This window comes from Lactobacillus johnsonii, assembly GCF_013487865.1.
In the GTDB taxonomy this organism is placed as follows: Bacteria; Bacillota; Bacilli; order Lactobacillales; family Lactobacillaceae; genus Lactobacillus; species Lactobacillus johnsonii_A.
On the sequence record NZ_CP047409.1, the window covers coordinates 381,531 to 401,929 of the forward strand.

Genomic DNA, 20,399 nt, shown 5'->3' on the forward strand with positions numbered 1-20,399 from the left:
CAAATTCGATATATTTATGGAGAAAAAATATGAAGGATAAATCATCACTACGTTACTTTTGGGTAACTTTATTAAATATTATTATTACAATTGCGGAATTTATCGGTGGAGCCGTTTCAGGCTCACTTGCTCTGCTTTCGGATGCCGTACATAATTTAAGCGATGTTGGATCAATTATTTTGGCCTTTGTGGCCAATTTAATTGCTAAGAGGAAGCGAAATAATAGCAAGACCTTTGGATATGATCGAGCGGAAATACTAGCAGCTTTTACTAATGGGATAATTTTAATAGTAATCAGTATTTATTTATTTATCGAAGGAATCCAGCGATTTAGTCATCCAGAACCAATTAAAGGAAAAATTATGCTAATTGTTTCTTTAATTGGGTTAGCTGCTAATTTAATTTCAATGCTAGTAGTCATGCAGGAAGCTAAGACGAGTCTTAATGCAAAAGCTACATTTTTAAATATGCTTTCAGATGCAATAACTAGTGTAGCAGTTGTTATTGGAGCGATTGTGATTTCAATTTGGAAAATTTACTGGGTCGATCCAGTCTTAACGATAGCAGCTTCCGTCTTTTTACTTAAAGAAGCTTATGAAGTTACTATCAAAGCGGCTAATATTTTAATGGAAACTAATCCTAGTATCAATTTAAATAAGATAAATGAATTAGTTTTGTCTTGTCCACATGTGAATAACATTCACCATGTGCATGTTTGGCAATATTCAGACAATGTAACGATGTTAGACGCACATATTAATGTGGATAAAAATCTAGATGCTGTGCAATTAGAAAAGATATACACAGAAATTGCTAAAAAATTAAAGCCACTTGGAATTAACCATGTGACACTTCAAGCAGAATGCACACGTGGAATTAGCGATAAGATGATTTTTGATGATAAAGAAGATTAGTTAATCTGGTTTTGCTGCTATTTGGTAAAATAGTGGCAAAGCCTTTTATTTTAAGGAGAAAAAATGAAATTCGATACTAATGATCTAAAAGAAAATCTAAAAAATTATCAAAAGAAAGCTACAGACCAATTTAAGGACTTTGCTGAAAATGATTGGCCTGATATCAAAGACCACCTAACTAAAAAAGGACAACAAGGTGGGGATTTTTTGAGGCAAAATGGTGGAAAAGCTTATCAGAATTCGGTTAAAGCTTTTAAGAAAGCAGTTCGAAACTTAGACCAAAAAGTAAATGGTACAAGCATACACAAGGATGATAAATAAAATGAAGGTAAATATTTGGGTTGCAGTAATAGTTTTATTGGTTGGATTATGGGATTTATATACAGCCTATAACCGGTATCAAAAACATAAAGTAACAACAAAAGAAGTTCAAAGTGATACTACTAATGGAACAAGAAAGTTGAGTACTAGTATTCCATCTGATAGGAAAGCTGATATCATTTCTTTTACAATCTTAGGTATCGTTTTTACTATTACGGGAATTGTTTTGTTTTTTATGGTTTAAGTGAGGAAGGTGAGAAGAAAGTTGGCCAAATTAGTTTTAGTCAGGCATGGTGAAAGTATAGCTAATCGTGACAATGTTTATACAGGCTGGAATGATGTGCCTTTAAGTAAAAAGGGGATTGAACAGGCGAAAAATGCAGGTCTTAAGGTGGAAAAAATAGCTGGATTTGTGCCAACGCATATTCATACTTCTGTCTTATCACGCGCAATTATGACGGCTAATATTATTGCGGATGTTTGCAGCTTTTTATATTTACCTATTACTAAGACTTGGCGTTTAAATGAGCGTCACTATGGAGCGCTTCGCGGTATTAATAAGGATGTTTCAAAGAAAATTTTTGGTACTAAGCAAGTCTTAGAATGGAGACGTGGTTTTGACAGTGTACCTCCTTTATTAACGCAGCCTGTCCAAGATCGTAGATATCAAAAGTATGATATGCGTCTAATGCCCCAAGGAGAAAGTTTACATCAAACGCAGGAGAGATTAATGCCTTATTTTTGGGATCATATTGCACCTGAATTAATGGCAGGTCATGATCAATTGGTTGTAGCCCATGGCTCAAGTTTACGTGCTTTGATTAAAAAAATTGAAGATATCAGTAATGAAGATATTGTAAAAGTAGAAGTGCCCAATGCAGAGCCGATTGTTTATACTTTTGATACTGATTTGCATATTGTAAAGAAAGAAATTTTACATTAATTGAGTAGCCAACTGGTCTACTCTTTTTTAATAGTTTGTATAGGTATTTTTATGGTAAAATTTTTTACGAGTATATTTGAACAAATTCTTGTAGAGTAGGAGAAAATAATGCGTAAAATATTTTTACTAAGAGGAGCACCTGGATCTGGAAAATCTTCCTTTATTGCTCGTCACCACTTGCAGCCTTACGCTATTTCTCGTGATGAAATTAGGCTGCTATTAGCTGATTTGACGGTTTATTATGAGGAAAGTACAGATCACCTGCATCAAGTTATTCCACGCCATGTTACTGTACGTACAGAGCAAATGGTTGATAATTTGGTACAGCATAAGATGGCCTATGGAGAAACTATCATTGTCGATGGGACTCATATCACGCCAGATAAAATTGAACATTTTCGTCCATGGGTTGAAAAGTATCGCTATGAGTTATTTGTAGTCGATTTAATGCAAAATAACACTCTAGAAAGCTTACTACAGCGTAATCAGGTTAGAATGCACTATGACTGGGTAAAACCTGACGTAATTAAAATGATGTATGAGCAATATAAAGCTCATCCGGAAGTTCCATCTTGGGCTTATTCAATTTTACCGAATGGAATGGAACGGGCCTTAAGTCAAAAAGAAAAGAATTTAGATCATTATTCACATGTGATTTGTGTACCAGATAAGGTAAGACCAGAAGACTTTCCACATGTGCATATTTCTAACTTTTACTTTTCTTTTAATGATGAATTTACTAAAAAATACGGAACATATAGGAACGTTATAACTTTAGGTAAAACTAGAGAAGAAGTAATCGAACAATTTAGGCTTCCATATTTTGTATTTAAATTCCACCATAAGCACTTTTTAATTTCTGCATATCCAATTCGAAATGAAATGTTAGATCCTATTCGAAAAGTAAAGGGAGTTTGGTCCTATTCAACTGGACTATATAATATTGCTGATTTTGTAAAAGAATTTCCAGAGAACGAACACCAGCATGTTCATCAATTTAATTTAAGTAAGATTGATCCCACACGTTTATTACATATTTGGTAGTAAAAAATGAGAAGGTAAAACCTTCTCATTTTTTTGTTAATTTAAATAGACTTTAATGGAAAAATAGCGATAATGTTCTTTTTAAGATACGGATAAGATTGAAAAAATAAAAGTCTCTTTTGCAAATCCTGTTGATGGATAATTTTAAGAAGGAATTAAGCAGCTAAAAAGTGATATGAACCCAAAAATTAGGACATATTATTAAACTGTTTGATTTAAAACCATATTTCGATATTGAATCGGAGTATGGTTTTTTATTGAGCTCTTAATTCTAAAATTATTATAGTAATAAATATACTCTTTGATTGCATCTTCTAGTTCATCTAAATTCTTAAAATTTTTTTCAAAGCCATACCACATTTCTCGCTTTAAGATACCAAAAAATCCTTCCATTAATCCATCATCTAATGAATTACCTTTTCTAGACATTGATTGCTCAATACCATGATCTGTAAGCTATTTTTGAAAGGTAGAATGTTGATATTGCCATCCTTGATCAGTGTGAAAAATAAGACCATTTAGAGAAGGATGAGCTTTATAAGCTAGGTCAAGCATGGTCATTACTTGTTCTAAAACTGGACGGCGACTTAATGTATAAGAAATTATCTCATGGGTACACCCATCCATAATTGGTGATAAATATAATTTTTCGCCGTTTAAATGAAACTCAGTTATATCTGAATACCACTTTCTATCTGGTAAAATGGCTAAAAAATTGCGACAGATCAAATTAGGTTTGATTTCACCTACAGTTCCTCGATAACTTGAATATCTTTTTCTACGTCTAATGGCAATACCAAATAAATGCATCTTTTTCATCAGACGCTTTACTTTCTTATGATTGATTTTAATTCCTTCAATGTGCAATTGAGCTGTAATTCTTCTATAGCCGTAGCGATGTTTATGTTCCTCAAATATTTCTTTGATACGTTTCATGATCTGATGATTTTTTGAATCTTTATCATTTTGTTTTAGAACATAGTAATAATTACTTTTAGATAAGTGAGGTAAATCAGGATTAGAATTGATTACATTTAATATGAAACTGACGGTTACATGAAGTTCTTGCCTTAGTTCAGTAACCACCTGAGCTATTTCTGGTGCTTTTGGTTTTTTCTTTTGGAAACTAAGGCGCTCAATTTTTTTACAAATTCGTTTTCGACAGTAAGCTTGAGATTCTCTTGTTTTAAGTCTTTTACTTGTTTTTGTAGTTCTTTGATTTGTTGGTCTTTGCTTTTCATGATGTGGTCTGCCTTTCTTATGATTAATGACATTATACCCATCCTCTTTATATTTGCGAAGCCAATTATAGATCATACCTGAGCTTGGCAATCCTAAGTCTAATGAAACTTAATTCGCTGGTTCATCGTTAATCAATATTCTTTTAATGGCAGTTTTCTTAAATTCTACCGAATAAGAAGAATATGATTTATTCAAAATTTCTAAGCCGTGAAGGTCTATTAGACGGATTAAATAATATAAATTGTCAGGTCTTACTCCATATTCTCTACCTAGTTGAGATAGTGACTTATGATAATGCTTCCAATTATTGTAGATGTCAATTTTGTCTTGCTTAGATAATTTAGACATAATAAAAACCTCGAAATTCTTGTCCGAATTTCGGGGTTCATATCAATATATTTCTTATACGCATATCCTTTTATATTTAATGTTATATTTTTCAAGTCTATACCCTATATACTACATTATAATCAAAAGCACTTAAGTAGAAATATATAAAAAATGAAATAATATAATTCGTTATTTTTAAGAATTGATCCAATTTTGCTAATTTATAATTTTATTCTTCTTGCCTAAGTAGATAACCATTCTTTTCACGATTATATTACTATAGTTACATCACTATAATTAGTAACTTAATTCACAATATAATAAATAAAGGCTGGCTATAGATAAACAATAGCTTATTATAAAGGTTTTTAGCTCTTATATTTGATCCTTTTTATTTGTAGTTTGTGAAACATGAGACTAGTATACACATGAGCAGATTAATAAATAACATATTGATTTTGTTTATTGTATATATTTAAAGGAGAGAGAAAAATGGAGAATTCTCATAAATCAGGATCTGCCAAAAAGCAAGCCTTTATCTCCATATGGACTCTAACTCTAATGAACGTGGCAATTATCGCTGGTTTAGGTAATGACGTTCAAGAAGCCTTTTATGGTTTATCGTCAGTTACCTATTTTGCCATCGGTGCTATTTGCTTCTTCATTCCTACAGCTTTAGTAGCTGCAGAGCTAGCCTCTGGCTGGAGCAACCGTGGCGGTATTTTCCGCTGGGTTGGCGAAGGTTTAGGAAAAGGATGGGCATTAACTTGTCTGTTAATTTTATGGTTTCAGGTAATGATTAACTTCGGGATGGGGATGCCGAGTTCCGCTGCAACTATTTTGTTCTACACGCCAATGTATAACAAAGCAGTTGCCTTTGCTCAAAATCCTACCCACGTTGTTTTAATCATGACCGGATGGATTATTTTATATTGGATCATGGCTATCATTGCTAATAGAGGTGTTAAAACTTTTACCACTATTACAAAATATGGTGTCTTAATTGGAACACTTATACCATTAGCAGTAATGATTATCCTAACTATCGTTTTGTTATGTCAGGGACATACACCTGCTATTTCCATGGTACCAAAACAATTAATTCCAAAATGGAACGGGATGAGTACTTTAGCCCTCGCAGCTGGTGTATTCTTCTCTTATACTGGAATCGATGAAAATGCTGCTTTCATTAAACGATTACGGCACCCTGAAAAAGACTTTGTATCTTCAATTTTCATTACTTTGATCTTAGTGTTCTTAATCTTCGTAGTAGGTACTGTAATCATCGCAATGATCGTTCCAGAAAAACAAATTAATGTTTTATATTCATTAGTTACCGTATTTAAAGTTCTTGGTGAAACCTTTGCCTTTCCTTGGTTGTATCTAGTTCTAATGTGGGTCGGACTTTTCAATTTAGTTGCTTCTACTGTGACTGAACTAGCAGCTCCATCAGTTATGCTTGCCCAAGCTGGTAGTAGTGTTTTTTTACCAAAATGGTTACAAAAGAAAAACAAGCATGGAATGCCTGCTCGACTAGTTTATGTCCAAATGGCTGGAATGACTATTATTGCATATTTATTCAAATTAATTCCAAACGTAGAAGGATTCGTAATTTTATTAACACAGTGTGTCACTGTTCTATATCTTTTCTACTACATTCTAATGTTTGTCGCATTCTTACGTTACCAACAACCTAACCGTCCTCGTTCATTTAAAGTACCTGGTGGTAAAGTAGGAGCTTGGATTATTGCCAGTGTTGGTCTTATTTCATCAGTTTTCGGTATAGTTCTTGCCTTTTATCCACCAGCACAAGTTAAAGCTGAAGTTGGCTCCCCTGTCACTTATGTCGTTGTTATCGCAGTTTTAGTTGCTGTTGTATTACTTACTTGTTTAGGACTTTATCTTCTTTCTAAGAAGCACCCAAATTGGGTAAATCCAAAAAACGAATTTGCTCCATTTACTTGGGAAATTGAAGGATTGAAGAAGCCTGAAAAAGTTACATCAAACATTCCTACTGTATTGATGTCTAAAGGACAGAATCCAATGAGGATGCCTATTAAGCGCCCATATAAACCTGATCAACAAGTAGCTAAATCAGTAGTTGATGCAGACGAACGGAATGAGTCAGTTGAAGAGAATCAAAGCTAATTTATAGTAGACACAAAATATATTTCTATCCTTTTGATGAATATTTCTTATATTTCATCAAAAGGATTTTTTTGTTTAAAAACCTTATTTAACTTTAAATAATGAAATGAAAAAAGGAATCAAACAGCTCTTTGATATGAACCCCGAAATTCGGACAAGAATTTCGAGGTTTTTATTATGTCTAAATTATCTAAGCAAGACAAAATTGACATCTACAATAATTGGAAGCATTATCATAAGTCACTATCTCAACTAGGTAGAGAATATGGAGTAAGACCTGACAATTTATATTATTTAATCCGTCTAATAGACCTTCACGGCTTAGAAATTTTGAATAAATCATATTCTTCTTATTCGGTAGAATTTAAGAAAACTGCCATTAAAAGAATATTGATTAACGATGAACCAGCGAATTAAGTTTCATTAGACTTAGGATTGCCAAGCTCAGGTATGATCTATAATTGGCTTCGCAAATATAAAGAGGATGGGTATAATGTCATTAATCATAAGAAAGGCAGACCACATCATGAAAAGCAAAGACCAACAAATCAAAGAACTACAAAAACAAGTAAAAGACTTAAAACAAGAGAATCTCAAGCTTACTGTCGAAAACGAATTTGTAAAAAAATTGAGCGCCTTAGTTTCCAAAAGAAAAAACCAAAAGCACCAGAAATAGCTCAGGTGGTTACTGAACTAAGGCAAGAACTTCATGTAACCGTCAGTTTCATATTAAATGTAATCAATTCTAATCCTGATTTACCTCACTTATCTAAAAGTAATTATTACTATGTTCTAAAACAAAATGATAAAGATTCAAAAAATCATCAGATCATGAAACGTATCAAAGAAATATTTGAGGAACATAAACATCGCTACGGCTATAGAAGAATTACAGCTCAATTGCACATTGAAGGAATTAAAATCAATCATAAGAAAGTAAAGCGTCTGATGAAAAAGATGCATTTATTTGGTATTGCCATTAGACGTAGAAAAAGATATTCAAGTTATCGAGGAACTGTAGGTGAAATCAAACCTAATTTGATCTGTCGCAATTTTTTAGCCATTTTACCAGATAGAAAGTGGTATTCAGATATAACTGAGTTTCATTTAAACGGCGAAAAATTATATTTATCACCAATTATGGATGGGTGTACCCATGAGATAATTTCTTATACATTAAGTCGCCGTCCAGTTTTAGAACAAGTAATGACCATGCTTGACCTAGCTTATAAAGCTCATCCTTCTCTAAATGGTCTTATTTTTCACACTGATCAAGGATGGCAATATCAACATTCTACCTTTCAAAAATAGCTTACAGATCATGGTATTGAGCAATCAATGTCTAGAAAAGGTAATTCATTAGATGATGGATTAATGGAAGGATTTTTTGGTATCTTAAAGCGAGAAATGTGGTATGGCTTTGAAAAAAATTTTAAGAATTTAGATGAACTAGAAGATGCAATCAAAGAGTATATTTATTACTATAATAATTTTAGAATTAAGAGCTCAATAAAAAACCATACTCCGATTCAATATCGAAATATGGTTTTAAATCAAACAGTTTAATAATATGTCCTAATTTTTTGGTTCATATCATATCTTTGAAAGAGTAGTATTGCTCAATTCACTTATCGAGGAGAAGTTCATTTGGAAAAGAAAAATCTTTTAAATGTAATAAAGAAAGTAAGCTTTAGTCTATTCATAGTAATAATTTATGTAATGGGATTATACATTCCTCTTCCTTTTGCAGAAGTGACTAAACAGTATATGGAAGCTGTAAAAAATACTCCTATTTCAATTTTAGGAGCATTTAGTGGGGCCAATTTTACACGGATATCTATTTTTTCAATCGGTCTGAATCCATTAATGTTTTCGATGTTAATTATTCAGCTTCTAAGTTTTACTCATTCCTTTGGTTTTGATGCCTTATCACCAAAACAAGTACAGTACTTGATGCAATTTTTAACTATGATTATCACTATCATTCAAGCAGCACTATTAGTCTTTGCTTTTACTAATCGGCGAGATGGACTAGAAGATTTTGAAATGATTCTGATATTAAGTGCTGGGTCTTGTTTAGTAGTTTGGCTTTGTTACCGCAATATGAAATATGGGGTTGGAGCAAGTGCACCAGTTATTTTAACAAGTATTCTTAATGGCGCTATTCCTAATATAATTAGTAATGTAAAGCTTCTTTTAACCATGAAATATGCATGGGTTTGGTTAGCAGCTTTAGCTATTTTTATTTTGTTACTAATAAAATTTTGGCTCGCATTTACTAAAGCCTACTATCCTTTAAAAGTAGTTAATCTTAGTCTCCCTGCTTCTAGCAATTTGATGACAGTGCCGTTAGGATTAAACATGGCTGCCATGATGATGTATATGGTAGGAATGGCTATTTTGACCCTTCCTTTAATGGTAGGAAGATACTTTAGTTCTACATCTTTGATCAATAATTGGGTATTTCAAGCTTCCTTTTCTGCAGTAATGGGAATATTAATTTTTTATTTCTTCACTTTTGTAAATTTCGATCCTAAAGAACAAGCCAAGAGTTTTCGAAATAATCATTACTACATTCCCAATATTGCTCCAGGACGTCCTACACAACAATATTTAAACCGTCTAATATGGATTATTGCCTTTCCAGGAGCCATTTTAAACGCATTCCAGCTTGTTTTTGGTTTATATGGGGGTAATTTTTTAGGTAATTATGCTAGCTTTGCTATTATTCCAATGAATGTTGTTATGATTACAATGTTTATGGGAGGAATTAAAGATCAAATTGATACTATTTTGTTCCCATATCGTTATGATCGTTTATTAAAGGATAACTAATAATGAAATATTTTATTCCTGCATGGCACAAACAATACGATGACTGGTCAATTAATGTTCCAAGTATTGAAAACTATGATGCAGCAGAATACATGACTGTTTTAAAAAAGTTTGACGAAGAAATTGGCCTGATAATTACAGACTATCAGCCTCAGTTATTGAGTAAATTAAATCAAATCGCCTTTTTTCCTAATAACCTATTTTCTGTATATGATTTTTTACAAGGAGTTCATGGATTTGAAAATAAGATGTTAGAATTAGAAGATTTTAACTGGCCTAAAAATGCAATTTTTGATTATGGTCCTTTTAGAACCCTAATTGTTTTAGAAAATAAACTATATGCGACAGTTTTCTATGATATTGATGGTCATATTTTAAGGATCTCTTATCCTGAAAATGACGAACATAAAGCATTTACTTTGGGTATAGATAGTCGTGGTTTTATCTCTAATCAAGATGATGAGAAAAAAACTATCTACTTTGATCCATACGGTAATTGGCGTTTTAAAAGGGACAAAAACACTGGTAAAATCACGGTTAATCTAGAAACGCATTTTTGTAAAAGAAGAGAATATGAAAATATTACAGATTTGGTTGATGAGACTTTAAGTCGATACTTAAAGGTCAATGCTAAGAATAATGATGAAATAATTGTAACAGTAGATGATGAGAGTAGCTTTAATAATGAAATCGTTGAGCCATATAAACCTTTATATATGATCAATAGACACCATCCTTATAGTAAAAAGATAGGTAGCCTAGCTAAGGCAAAAGTAATTGTAAGTAGCAATGAAATTAAACAAAATCTAGAAAAAGACTATAGAGAACAGTTCGATATTTCAGTTATTCCTGTCTTTAATTCGGAATTTCGTCTTGGTCATAGTCAAAGACAAAATATACAGGAGATTGGCTTCTTTGCGGAAAACGCAAATGACGAAGATATTCATCAAATTATTCAAAAGCTATGTAACTACATCTTAAAAAACCCAGATAATTACAGCTTGAAAATATTTACATATAATTTTTGGAAAGATGATCATGTGAATAAAATTCTTGAGCAAATAAAAGAAGAAAACAAAAACAGTTTTATTCTGGGAAAGTCAGAACAAGCAGAAAATGCTGCAATTGATGGACTTGATGATGAAGTGAGTTTACCAGAACTTGATGTTGTTCATACCCGTTTAACTAATATTTCAGAGGTATTAAGTAATTTGGATAAAATAAGACTTTTAATAAATTGGGGAAAAGCGGATGAATTAATGCAAATATCGGGTGTAAGTATTGGAATTCCACAAGTGCAAAACTTTTCTTCGGCTACTGTTGTGGATAATAAAAATGGACGAATTATAAAGAAAATAAGTGAGCTTTTACCTGTAGTCGATGAGTATTTAACTAATTTAAATAGTTGGAATCAGACAGTAGTATATAACGTACAATTAATGAACCAGTATTCCGAAGAAAATATCATTGAGAAATGGAAAGAAGTATTTAAAGAGAGGAAAGCGGAGTAGAATGCGAGTTTTGCAACTAGGTAATGATAACTGGGAGAAAAAATATACAATCCCAGAAGATATAGAATGGCATTTTAACGACTTTTCTTTTGAAGAAAAAAAGGCTACGAAGAAAAAGGGGATAAAAAGTTATGATGTAATTTTAGTTACTGGTAAAACTAACTTAACTAATGACCAGTTAAAGAAATTAAAGCAATTGATATCCCCATATCATGTTTTATACAGTTCTAATTTAAATACAGAATTGGATGATCATGAAAAATATTTTTTGAAAAGTATTGCTGCTCAAAAAATAAAAGAAGAACCGCAGTATTTGATTGATCGACTTCCAATTCGTTACTTCTCCGGACAATCCGGATTAAGGATTTTTCCAAGTCAACTGAAATTAAATGAACAGATGGTTAAGAGTTATGAGTTTGAAGAACAGGGGCATCTTAAAGTAAATCTAGATACCCATAATGAATGGGTCAATTTAGGTACTTATAAAAGTGGGGTCTTTATTGATCCTGATAAGCAGATCAATTTTTGGCTTTCATTAAAGAATTTCAATTTTCAAGTTAGACTGAGAATTTTTATTCAACAACCTGGTACAGATGGAGATGTCAAAGAACAAAGAGTAATAGACTTAAGCTCTTTTAATAAAGATGAATATTTTTCTCAAATTGAAGCATCTGAACACTACCGGACCGCAACCCTAAATCTAGAAGTTAAGGGGAGCGGCGACTTAATCATTGGCGTGCTACATTCACGTTGGGGCCGAGATGGGTCCGGAAATTTCATTGCCGGTGGGCAAAGAATAGTTAATCCTCAGACTAGGGATGATATTGCCTATTACTTTAATCCGGGAGACCTGAAGCCCCCATTAAATGTATATTTTTCCGGTGCGCGTGAAGCAGAAGGCTTTGAGGCATATTTCTTGTTTAAAGGACTAAAAGCACCGATGCTTTTATTTACTGATATGCGATTAAATATTGGTCAATTTTATGATGATAAGGATAACTTTTTTGAGCAAGAAATTATTAAAACCATTAAGTTAAAATTGAATGAATTGGGTTTTGATGAATCGCAACTACTAGTAAATGGAATTTCAATGGGAACGTATCCTGCAATAAAATATGGAGCTAAAATGAGTGCCCATGCAATTAATGTCGCAAAACCCTTAGTAAATTTGGGTTATATTGCTTCAAGGACTGCCTTAGATCGTCCTGACGAATTTGAAACTATGTTCGATATTGATAAAGGTATCGGTCCAGCTACGGATAGAGATGACTTGAAAAAAATTGATGAGAATTTTTGGAAAGAATTTGATAAGCAAGATCTTTCAAAAACACGCTTTTTTGCTGGTTATATGATTAATGATGACTATGACGATAGAGCAGTAAAAGAGTTAAAAGAGTCTCCTGCTGTAAAGCAAGCAGCTCAGTTTTCTACTAAAGGGTTTCCTGGACGGCATAATGATGATCCACAAGTTAACTCCTGGTTTATTGATCGTTTAAATGAACTATTAAGAGAAGATTTTGGTCGAGATAATGAAAAACGTAATTAATCAATTGTATTGGGATAGAATGTCAGAGACATATTTGTATGGAACGGCATTTAAGAAAAACGCTAAAAATGAAGTCACTTTTAAGAATAAATTGATGCCTTCAGGAAAAACTCTTATTAGCTGGTCATCAATAACAAATTATCAGGCAGCAAAAGAAGTTCCTAGTTTACCACTCCTGCTGAATGGACAAGAGTATTTGTTAAAAATTAGTGCAAAGATTAAACCGGAAAATAGTGCAATTTTTGGAATACATTTTTTTGATATTCAGGGGAATAAAATTGATAAGGTTATTTTCACTAATTTAGAACAAAAATTTAAATATCCAACTCGAGCAGTGAAATATACTATTGAAATAATTAGTGGCGGAGTAGAAGAGATTAATTTTAAAAAAATTCAAATTTCTCCTTTGGATTTAGAAGAAGAAGTTTTTAATGACTTTTATCCGCATTCTATTTATTTAAATAAAAATTCCCAAAAAGAAGGGCTTATTCTACTTGATGACTCTAAACGAGCTAGAATTATTGCTCCATTTAAGATTAAGAGTTATGTGGGAGCTAATTTAACTATTGGATATTTGAGTTGGCAAAATAAACAACATGGCCTTGATCTGGTGAAAGATTATATTAATGAACATAAAGATAAAGAATTAGTCATCTTTAGCAGTAGTGCTGAGATAGATGAATCTTTAGAAAATTCTAAATCCTTAAACTGTACGGTAGTGTATTCGAAGGCTTTTGTAAATGAAAGATATCATAATTTACAGGAGACATATCTTTCAAAAAATTCTAGAGAACCTGATCAAGTTCGAATAGTAAAAGAAGCTATTAATTATTTTAAGGAATGATGCAATGCTAACAGATAGGTTAAGACTAAAAAAAGCTAGGAAATTATTAAATAAAATTAATAAATTAGGTCCTAAAATGCAGGCAATGAGTGATGAAGAACTGCAAGGACAAACTGCTATTTTTAAAAAGCGACTTAAAGAAGGCAAAAGTTTAGACGATATTTTACCAGAAGCTTATGCGACTGTAAGGGAAGCAGATAAAAGAATTTTGGGGATGTTTCCTTACGATGTACAGGTTTTAGGGGCAATTATATTACATAATGGTTCTATTGCTGAAATGAAAACTGGGGAAGGGAAAACTTTGGTAGCAACAATGGCACTATATCTAAATGCTTTAGAAGGTAAAGGCGCAATGCTAGTAACCCCAAATGGTTATCTTGCATCTCGTGATAAAAAAGAGTTAGCTCCAGTCTATGAATGGCTAGGCTTAAGTGTGAGTTTAGCTTTCGCAGAAGAGAAAGATAGTAAAAAGAAGATAACTGCTAAAACTAAAAGAAAATGGTATAACTCAGATATTGTATATACTACTGCTTCTTCTTTAGCCTTTGATTATTTGTTTAATAATCTTGCCAGCTCCAAAGAGAATCAATATTTACGTCCATTTAATTATGTTATTGTCGATGAAGTGGATGAGGTTTTATTAGATGAAGCACAGACTCCATTCGTGGTCTCCTCTAGTCCTAATGTTCAATCCAATCTATATCATTTGGCGGATCAGTTTGTAAGATTGCTAGATCCAGAGGTGGACTATGTATTTAAAAAGGATGATCAATTATTTTGGTTAACAGCCCATGGTATTGAAAAAGCAGAGCAATTTTTCAAACTAGATGACCTATTTTCTAATGAGAGCAGGAGTGTTTATCGCCATATTATTTTAGCGATGGGTGCACACTTAACTATGAGACGCGGACATGATTATTTAGTTGTAAAAGGCGAAGTGGTCTTGTTAGATGAAGATAGCGGCAGATTAAAACGTGGAGTGCAGGTAAGTACAGGAATTCACCAGGCTGTTGAAGCTAAAGAAAAGGTTGAGTTGACTAAAATTCAGAAAACAGCAGCTTCAATAACATTTCCAGCTTTATTTGCTTTGTTTAATGAAGTAAGTGGAATGAGTGGAACCGCTAAAGTTAATGAGGAAGAGTTTTTACAGACCTATAACTTAAAAGTGGTAACTATCCCTACAAGAGTGCCAGTAATTAGAAAAGATTATCGTCCACTTATTTTCTTAACTACAAGAGATAAATTAATGACAGCTGTAGATGACGTAGTAGAAATGCATAAAACTGGTCGACCTGTATTACTTGTTGCTGGTTCTGTAGAAAATTCAGAAATTATTTCAGAACTGCTCCTCAATATTGGTATTCCGCATAATGTGTTAAATGCCTATAATGCAGCCTATGAAGCACAAATTATTAAAAATGCAGGTCAAAAAAATGCTGTAACTATTGCAACAAATATGGCTGGTAGAGGAACTGATATTAAGCTAGGTCCAGGAGTTAAGGAACTGGGTGGCTTAGCAGTAATTGGAACTGAAATGTTACCTAAAAGAGTGGAATTGCAGCTAGCGGGACGTGCCGGCAGACAAGGAGATCCAGGTAGTAGTCAATTTTTGATTTCCTTAGAAGATTCATTTATTTCTTCTAATAACACTGCTCGTCAGAAGAAGTATTACCGCAAATTAATGAAGAAGAAGTCAAAGGGGAAAGATATTACCCTTCTTTCAGGTCCGCGAATTCGATTTAGTTTGTTTATGTTAAGAACTCGTAAAGAAGATCTTAATGAGTTGATGAGAAGTCAAACTAACAAGATGGAAATAATTTTATCGCTTCAACGGAAGAATTTTTATACTAGAAGAGACAAAATTATGAAAACTGATGATTTACAGAAAGATGTAGATCGGATCATCGATAATGCATTGGATCTTTATTTAGAAAAGCAGGATTTATCAGATAAGAGTGATTTAAAGTACTTTATTAACCAGCATGTTACTTATCAACAGGTTAACGTACCGGATAATTTAAAAACGAAAAAAGCGATAAAAGACTTTTTGAAAGAATTAGCTTACAAGATTCTTGATGAGAAAAAGCATGTATTAATTAACAAAAAACAAGCAAATGATTTTTATCAACAAGTAATCATTTCATCAATGGATGGAAATTGGATTGATCAAGTAGATAGAATTGAAAAAATAAAGGTTAATGCACAGCAATGGGGAAGAAGTGGCAGACCTCAAGATCTTCTCCACCAAGAAAAGGCTTTTGAAGCGTACAAAGATTTTTTAGATAAAATTACCTTGTCTGCCTTTGATAATCTTTTATTAAGCAAGATTTTTACGAATGAAAAAGGCCAATTAGTTGTAGTATTTAATTAGTAGAAGAAAATTATGACAGTATATAACATAAATTTAGGAATAGGTTGGGCAAGCTCTGGAGTAGAATACGCTCAAAAATATCGTGATCAAAGTTTTAATGAAGTTGGAATTAAACGAAAATTTATTTTTTCAGATTTAATTTTAGGGAATAATATCGGAGATTTAACTGCCAATTTGGGTTTTGATAATGACAATATTATCTGGTTATATAACTTCTTTACTGATGTAAAGATTTCAACCTCTAATTATTCTTTAGATACTCTAGAAAATGAACTTAATTTAAAAAAACTAAGTAGTAATGTAAAGACTGTTGGAAAAGAAGTATTTTATCAATTAAATGATGGCTTACAACTAGTAGCTCGACTAAGCGATGCCGAAAAACGTACTATTGATCAGGTTAGCTATGTTAAAAATAATACTTTACTTAAGAGAGACTTTTATTCTTACACTAAGTATGCCTGTGAGTATTATTTAGGGGCAGATAAAGATAATCGCGTTACCTTTAGGGAATTTTATAATGAAGATGGCACAATTGCTTATACACAACATTTAAATGGTGATCAAGAAACGTTTGAATTTGCAAATGGTGAAGTTATTTATAATAAAGATGACCTTTATCTGAAAATGCTTAAGGAATTGAACTTTACTAAAAAAGACGTAATTATTCTAGATAGAGAAGACGAAGATAAGAACTTAATTAATGGTCAATTAGTTTTTGAAAACCATGGTCCAGCTAAATTAGTGGTGGTAGTCCATGCTGATCATTTTGATAAGCACTATACTACTGATCAAAATATCTTATGGAATAATTTTTATGAGTATCAATTCCAACATGCGAAATATGTCGACAGCTTTGTTGTAGCTACAAATGAACAAAATAAGATTTTAAAAAATCAATTTAAAAAATATTATAATATTGAACCACGCATCGATTGTATTCCGGTAGGAAGTCTAAATGAGTTAGAGCATCCTACACAGGGCAGGATGAAGCATGCCTTAATTACAGCTTCTCGATTAGCAAAAGAAAAACACATTGATTGGATTGTGAATGCGGTAATAGCTGCTAAAAATAGTGTTCCTGATCTTTCTTTAGATATCTATGGAACTGGCGGTGAAGTAGGAATGCTTACTAATTTAATTAGTCAAAATCAAGCACAAGATTATATTCATATTATGGGACAAAGAGATTTAACAAAAGTCTATCGAAACTATCCTGCTTATATTGCCGCTTCAACAAGCGAAGGTTTTGGTCTTTCACTGCTTGAAGCTGTGGGATCTGGATTAGCAATGATTGGTTTTGATGTTCCATATGGAAATCCTACTTTTATTGAAAATGGAAAAAATGGAATGCTTTTACCATATAATGAAGAATGGACTGACTTTAGAAAAGAAGAAGTTTTAACAAAGGCAATTATTGAGTTGTTTACTAAGAGTGATGTAGACAGCTTTAATAAAAAATCATATCAAATAGCAGAACCTTATTTAACTGAAAATGTTGCTAAACAATGGAAAAAATTAGTGGGGGAATTGGTCAATGATTAATTTATTTGAAAATTTAGACGTAGAATCAACCGACTTTCTAAGATCACAGCTTTTTGCTAATCTTAAAATTCCTTCTGTGGTAATTAATGATGATGGTTTTTTACCAGTTGAGGTAGACTCTCCATTTAAATTCTATTGCGGATTTGGTGATGAAAATACTCCCCTGTATTTTAACCGCTTAAAGGTGCCAGAATTTCATCGAATTGTAGCAACTGCAAGTAAGGGAGAAGTCTATGATCTTTATGAAAAGAGAGCAGATATTTTTTTCCTTGCCACTGATAATACAAGATTAATTAAAGAGGTTCATTGGCTTGATAAGAATGGAAACTTGAACTGGATTGATCACTATAATCGTCAAGGAAAACTATTTGCTAAAACTTATGTTAACAATGGACAGCAAGTTTTAAAGCGATACTTTAATAAAGATGGAAAAGAAGTTATTACACAATATTTGGTTTCTGGTGATATCTTTTTACATGAAGAAAATAATGAACGATATTTTGCTAATTTAGCTCAATTTGTGACTTACTATTTAAGAAAAAAGAAATACCAGCTTGATCATGTTTTCTACAATACTTTGAATCAGTCAATGATGGTAAGTTTAGGGCTTCAAAGTGATGGTAGTGATACGCTGTTTTGGCATGAAAAGATTGCTAACGATTTACCAGGTAATATGAAGTATTTAATGGACAATAGTACCAGAACTAAGCATATTGTTTTCCAAAATTATGTAGATTGGCAAACGTGGAAGGATAAATTACCGAATGATAAAAATATTGATTTTAGATTTTTAGGTATGATTTATCCTCATCCAAGAGGAAACAAGATGCGTCCTGAAGCAGTTATTTTGACTAATTCAGACCAGATTGAACATTTAGATGAAGTAGTTCAAGCAATGCCAAATATTCATTTTAATATTGCTGCTATTACTGAAATGTCATCTAAATTGCTTGCCTTTAAAAAGTATAATAATGTTCGTTTGTATCCAAATGCTACAACTAAACAAATTCAGGAATTGTATCAAACTAGTGATATCTATTTAGATATAAATCATGGTAATGAAATTTTGGATGCGGTTCGTGGTGCTTTTGAACAAAATATGTTAATTCTGGGGTTTGAAGATACGCTACATAATCCTAAATTTATTAGTCCTGATAATATCTTTAAACATACTGAGATTGATAAAATGGCTGATAAAATTTCTGATGCTTTGTCTGATACAAATACTATGAGAAATCTTATTGATCAACAAAGATTACTAGCTGGGGATGTGAGCGTTGACCAGTATAAAGAAGTGATTGAGGGCTTGAAAGGTGAATAAGGAAAAAACAAAAAATACGCTTGCTGAACGACATGCGTTAAAAAGATTAGATAAGGTAGAAGAAAATCAAAGAAAAGCTTATGAAAAAAAGCAGAATGATTTTCCATGGAAACAGTTAGTCATGGGGATGCTTTTTGGAATAATTTTACTTTTGATGTTAATTCAAATGATAGTTAAGTAAAAAAGCCTAGTTTTAGTTTGATTTACACTATTTCAAGTAGATATTTAAATTATAAATTGAAAAATTAGTGCGTAAATACTGATCCATTTCCTGTTAATAGGCTATAAAATATATGAAGCTTTTGTCATCAGTTGATGAAATTAATCGACTGAGGATTTTTTTATCTATTGAATAATAAAATTTTATAAATAACAATTTGTTATCGCTTCTTTCTTTGAATTATTCAATTTAGTGACAAGAATGTTATTATAATATGTGCTAATACCAGATAAAAGAGATCTAATAAATAAATTTAAATGTAATATTATAGTGACGGATAAGAGATGTTATGAAAGACAGAAAATTTAAAAAGAATCAAAAAAGTAAGAGTAAGTATGTCGATCCTAATAGTTTAAAGGAAACGGAAGATAGTTCTAAGCCCTATCTTAAAGAACTAGCAGCGTTAGCAGCAATTTTAGGAACTGGAGCTACAGGGGCAGCAATTTTACCCAATGATCGTGTATATGCTGCACAGACTTCTGTAGATGCTAAATCACAAATAGTTGGATCAGTGTCTGAAAGTACACAGACTGACTTATCAAAACAAGGATATAGTAAATCTGATGAAAATGGAGTCAGGGCTAGTAACTCAGCAGCTAAAAGCATGTCTAGTTCTAGTTCAAAGAGTTTGCTAATCTCTAAAAGTACTTCCACATCTTTAAGTCAATCAATAAGTCACTCACAATCGACTTCACAGTCTACATCTTTAAGTAAGTCACAAAGTTTATCAGAATCTTTAAGTTATTCTAAAAGTAAACTTACTTCTTTAAGTGTAGCTGAAAAAAGAACTTCTACATCTCATAGAGATAAGAGCAGCAATTCTTCAAAAACTAAAGACAAATCTAGTGTTTCAAATTCAAATAATAATGCCAATGCAAGTAATAGCACTTATGTAGGAAATTTCTATTCTAGCGAAAATTCATCTATTATTGAAAAACAAAGCACCGATCAAAGTAATCTTAATGATACAACTAGTTTAAGCTTGAGCAATACACAACTTATAGATAGAAGTCTTAAAATTCCTGTTGCTCTTCAAACTTCCATAAATAAGATTAGTACTGATAACAAAGAGCAACTTAATAAAAAGCAACAATTAAATGAATTAAGCTTGAATGGTGTTTTTACTAACTTGGTTCAAACAAACACTGGTGTTGATGTAAGCAATGCGCAAGAATTTTATAATCAAGTTGTTAAGGGTACTGCTAGTGTCGTTAATATAACGAATGACATTGATTTGGGAGCAAAATATGGTAGTAGTACTGGTGTT

The 20,399-nt window shown here is 32.2% G+C and carries 15 protein-coding genes and 2 pseudogenes; 15 read left to right on the plus strand and 2 right to left on the minus strand.

Going from position 1 to position 20,399, the window contains the following annotated elements:
* Positions 1–29: 29 nt before the first annotated feature.
* From GTO82_RS01835 to GTO82_RS01855, 5 genes are all read left to right on the plus strand, one after another.
* Entirely contained in the window at positions 30–914 is an 885-nt protein-coding gene (locus GTO82_RS01835; RefSeq protein ID WP_180873547.1) for a cation diffusion facilitator family transporter, read from the plus strand.
* 63 nt (positions 915–977) lie between these two features.
* Entirely contained in the window at positions 978–1,235 is a 258-nt protein-coding gene (locus GTO82_RS01840; RefSeq protein WP_180873548.1) for a hypothetical protein, read from the plus strand.
* Position 1,236: 1 nt separating this feature from the next.
* The gene (locus GTO82_RS01845) at positions 1,237–1,479 is read left to right on the plus strand and encodes a hypothetical protein (RefSeq protein WP_180873549.1); all 243 of its coding nucleotides are present in this window, start codon (positions 1,237–1,239) and stop codon (positions 1,477–1,479) included.
* Between the two features lie 21 nt (positions 1,480–1,500).
* The gene (locus GTO82_RS01850; RefSeq protein WP_053107056.1) at positions 1,501–2,178 is read left to right on the plus strand and encodes a 2,3-bisphosphoglycerate-dependent phosphoglycerate mutase; all 678 of its coding nucleotides are present in this window, start codon (positions 1,501–1,503) and stop codon (positions 2,176–2,178) included.
* Between the two features lie 108 nt (positions 2,179–2,286).
* Positions 2,287–3,222 (plus strand): AAA family ATPase, encoded by a 936-nt coding sequence (locus GTO82_RS01855; RefSeq protein WP_011161540.1) that lies wholly within the window; start codon positions 2,287–2,289, stop codon positions 3,220–3,222.
* Positions 3,223–3,423: 201 nt separating this feature from the next.
* Here the strand turns inward: GTO82_RS01855 and GTO82_RS01860 are convergent.
* Positions 3,424–4,812, minus strand: a pseudogene (locus tag GTO82_RS01860) (IS3 family transposase).
* 474 nt (positions 4,813–5,286) lie between these two features.
* Between GTO82_RS01860 and GTO82_RS01865 the strand changes: the two are divergent.
* The 10 genes and pseudogenes from GTO82_RS01865 to GTO82_RS01910 all read left to right on the plus strand — a co-directional run bounded on the left by GTO82_RS01865 (position 5,287) and on the right by GTO82_RS01910 (position 19,093).
* Positions 5,287–6,942: an APC family permease gene (locus GTO82_RS01865; RefSeq protein WP_180873551.1), complete on the plus strand. Its 1,656-nt coding sequence runs from the start codon at positions 5,287–5,289 to the stop codon at positions 6,940–6,942.
* A gap of 177 nt (positions 6,943–7,119) precedes the next feature.
* Positions 7,120–8,508 (plus strand): annotated as a pseudogene (locus GTO82_RS01870) (IS3 family transposase).
* Between the two features lie 81 nt (positions 8,509–8,589).
* A complete protein-coding gene (gene secY2, locus GTO82_RS01875) occupies positions 8,590–9,777 on the plus strand; it encodes an accessory Sec system protein translocase subunit SecY2 (protein WP_180873552.1) in 1,188 nt (395 codons plus the stop codon).
* Positions 9,778–9,779: 2 nt separating this feature from the next.
* Positions 9,780–11,288 carry an accessory Sec system protein Asp1 gene (gene asp1, locus GTO82_RS01880; protein ID WP_180873553.1) on the plus strand — a complete coding sequence of 503 codons (1,509 nt, stop codon included), beginning with the start codon at positions 9,780–9,782 and terminating at the stop codon, positions 11,286–11,288.
* Position 11,289: 1 nt separating this feature from the next.
* Positions 11,290–12,834 (plus strand): accessory Sec system protein Asp2, encoded by a 1,545-nt coding sequence (asp2, locus tag GTO82_RS01885; RefSeq protein ID WP_180873554.1) that lies wholly within the window; start codon positions 11,290–11,292, stop codon positions 12,832–12,834.
* Positions 12,818–13,678 carry an accessory Sec system protein Asp3 gene (gene asp3, locus GTO82_RS01890; protein WP_180873555.1) on the plus strand — a complete coding sequence of 287 codons (861 nt, stop codon included), beginning with the start codon at positions 12,818–12,820 and terminating at the stop codon, positions 13,676–13,678. Before asp2 ends, asp3 begins: the two co-directional genes overlap by 17 nt.
* Before the next feature lie 4 nt (positions 13,679–13,682).
* Positions 13,683–16,049: an accessory Sec system translocase SecA2 gene (gene secA2, locus GTO82_RS01895; RefSeq protein WP_180873556.1), complete on the plus strand. Its 2,367-nt coding sequence runs from the start codon at positions 13,683–13,685 to the stop codon at positions 16,047–16,049.
* Between the two features lie 12 nt (positions 16,050–16,061).
* Complete coding sequence (gene gtfA / locus GTO82_RS01900) at positions 16,062–17,591, plus strand: accessory Sec system glycosyltransferase GtfA (protein ID WP_180873557.1); 1,530 nt, start codon at positions 16,062–16,064, stop codon at positions 17,589–17,591.
* Positions 17,584–18,912, plus strand: a complete 1,329-nt coding sequence (gtfB, locus tag GTO82_RS01905; RefSeq protein WP_014567119.1) for an accessory Sec system glycosylation chaperone GtfB — start codon at positions 17,584–17,586, stop codon at positions 18,910–18,912. Before gtfA ends, gtfB begins: the two co-directional genes overlap by 8 nt.
* Positions 18,905–19,093, plus strand: a complete 189-nt coding sequence (locus tag GTO82_RS01910) for a hypothetical protein (RefSeq protein WP_044025913.1) — start codon at positions 18,905–18,907, stop codon at positions 19,091–19,093. The genes gtfB and GTO82_RS01910 overlap by 8 nt, the downstream gene beginning before the upstream one ends.
* 420 nt (positions 19,094–19,513) lie before the next feature.
* On the opposite strand, the gene GTO82_RS01915 is transcribed toward GTO82_RS01910, so the two are convergent.
* Positions 19,514–19,786, minus strand: coding sequence for a hypothetical protein (locus GTO82_RS01915; RefSeq protein WP_180873558.1), 273 nt, complete (start codon positions 19,784–19,786; stop codon positions 19,514–19,516).
* Between the last annotated feature and the right edge of the window lie 613 nt (positions 19,787–20,399).

Bases quoted from the DNA above. Each gene is read 5' to 3' on its own strand.
- GTO82_RS01865 (WP_180873551.1), top strand. From the start codon at position 5,287: ATGGAGAATTCTCATAAATCAGGATCTGCCAAAAAGCAAGCCTTTATC.
- GTO82_RS01840 (WP_180873548.1), top strand. From the start codon at position 978: ATGAAATTCGATACTAATGATCTAAAAGAAAATCTAAAAAATTATCAA.
- secA2 (WP_180873556.1), top strand. From the start codon at position 13,683: ATGCTAACAGATAGGTTAAGACTAAAAAAAGCTAGGAAATTATTAAAT.
- asp1 (WP_180873553.1), top strand. From the start codon at position 9,780: ATGAAATATTTTATTCCTGCATGGCACAAACAATACGATGACTGGTCA.
- gtfB (WP_014567119.1), top strand. From the start codon at position 17,584: ATGATTAATTTATTTGAAAATTTAGACGTAGAATCAACCGACTTTCTA.
- GTO82_RS01845 (WP_180873549.1), top strand. From the start codon at position 1,237: ATGAAGGTAAATATTTGGGTTGCAGTAATAGTTTTATTGGTTGGATTA.
- asp2 (WP_180873554.1), top strand. From the start codon at position 11,290: ATGCGAGTTTTGCAACTAGGTAATGATAACTGGGAGAAAAAATATACA.
- gtfA (WP_180873557.1), top strand. From the start codon at position 16,062: ATGACAGTATATAACATAAATTTAGGAATAGGTTGGGCAAGCTCTGGA.
- asp3 (WP_180873555.1), top strand. From the start codon at position 12,818: ATGAAAAACGTAATTAATCAATTGTATTGGGATAGAATGTCAGAGACA.
- GTO82_RS01835 (WP_180873547.1), top strand. From the start codon at position 30: ATGAAGGATAAATCATCACTACGTTACTTTTGGGTAACTTTATTAAAT.
- GTO82_RS01855 (WP_011161540.1), top strand. From the start codon at position 2,287: ATGCGTAAAATATTTTTACTAAGAGGAGCACCTGGATCTGGAAAATCT.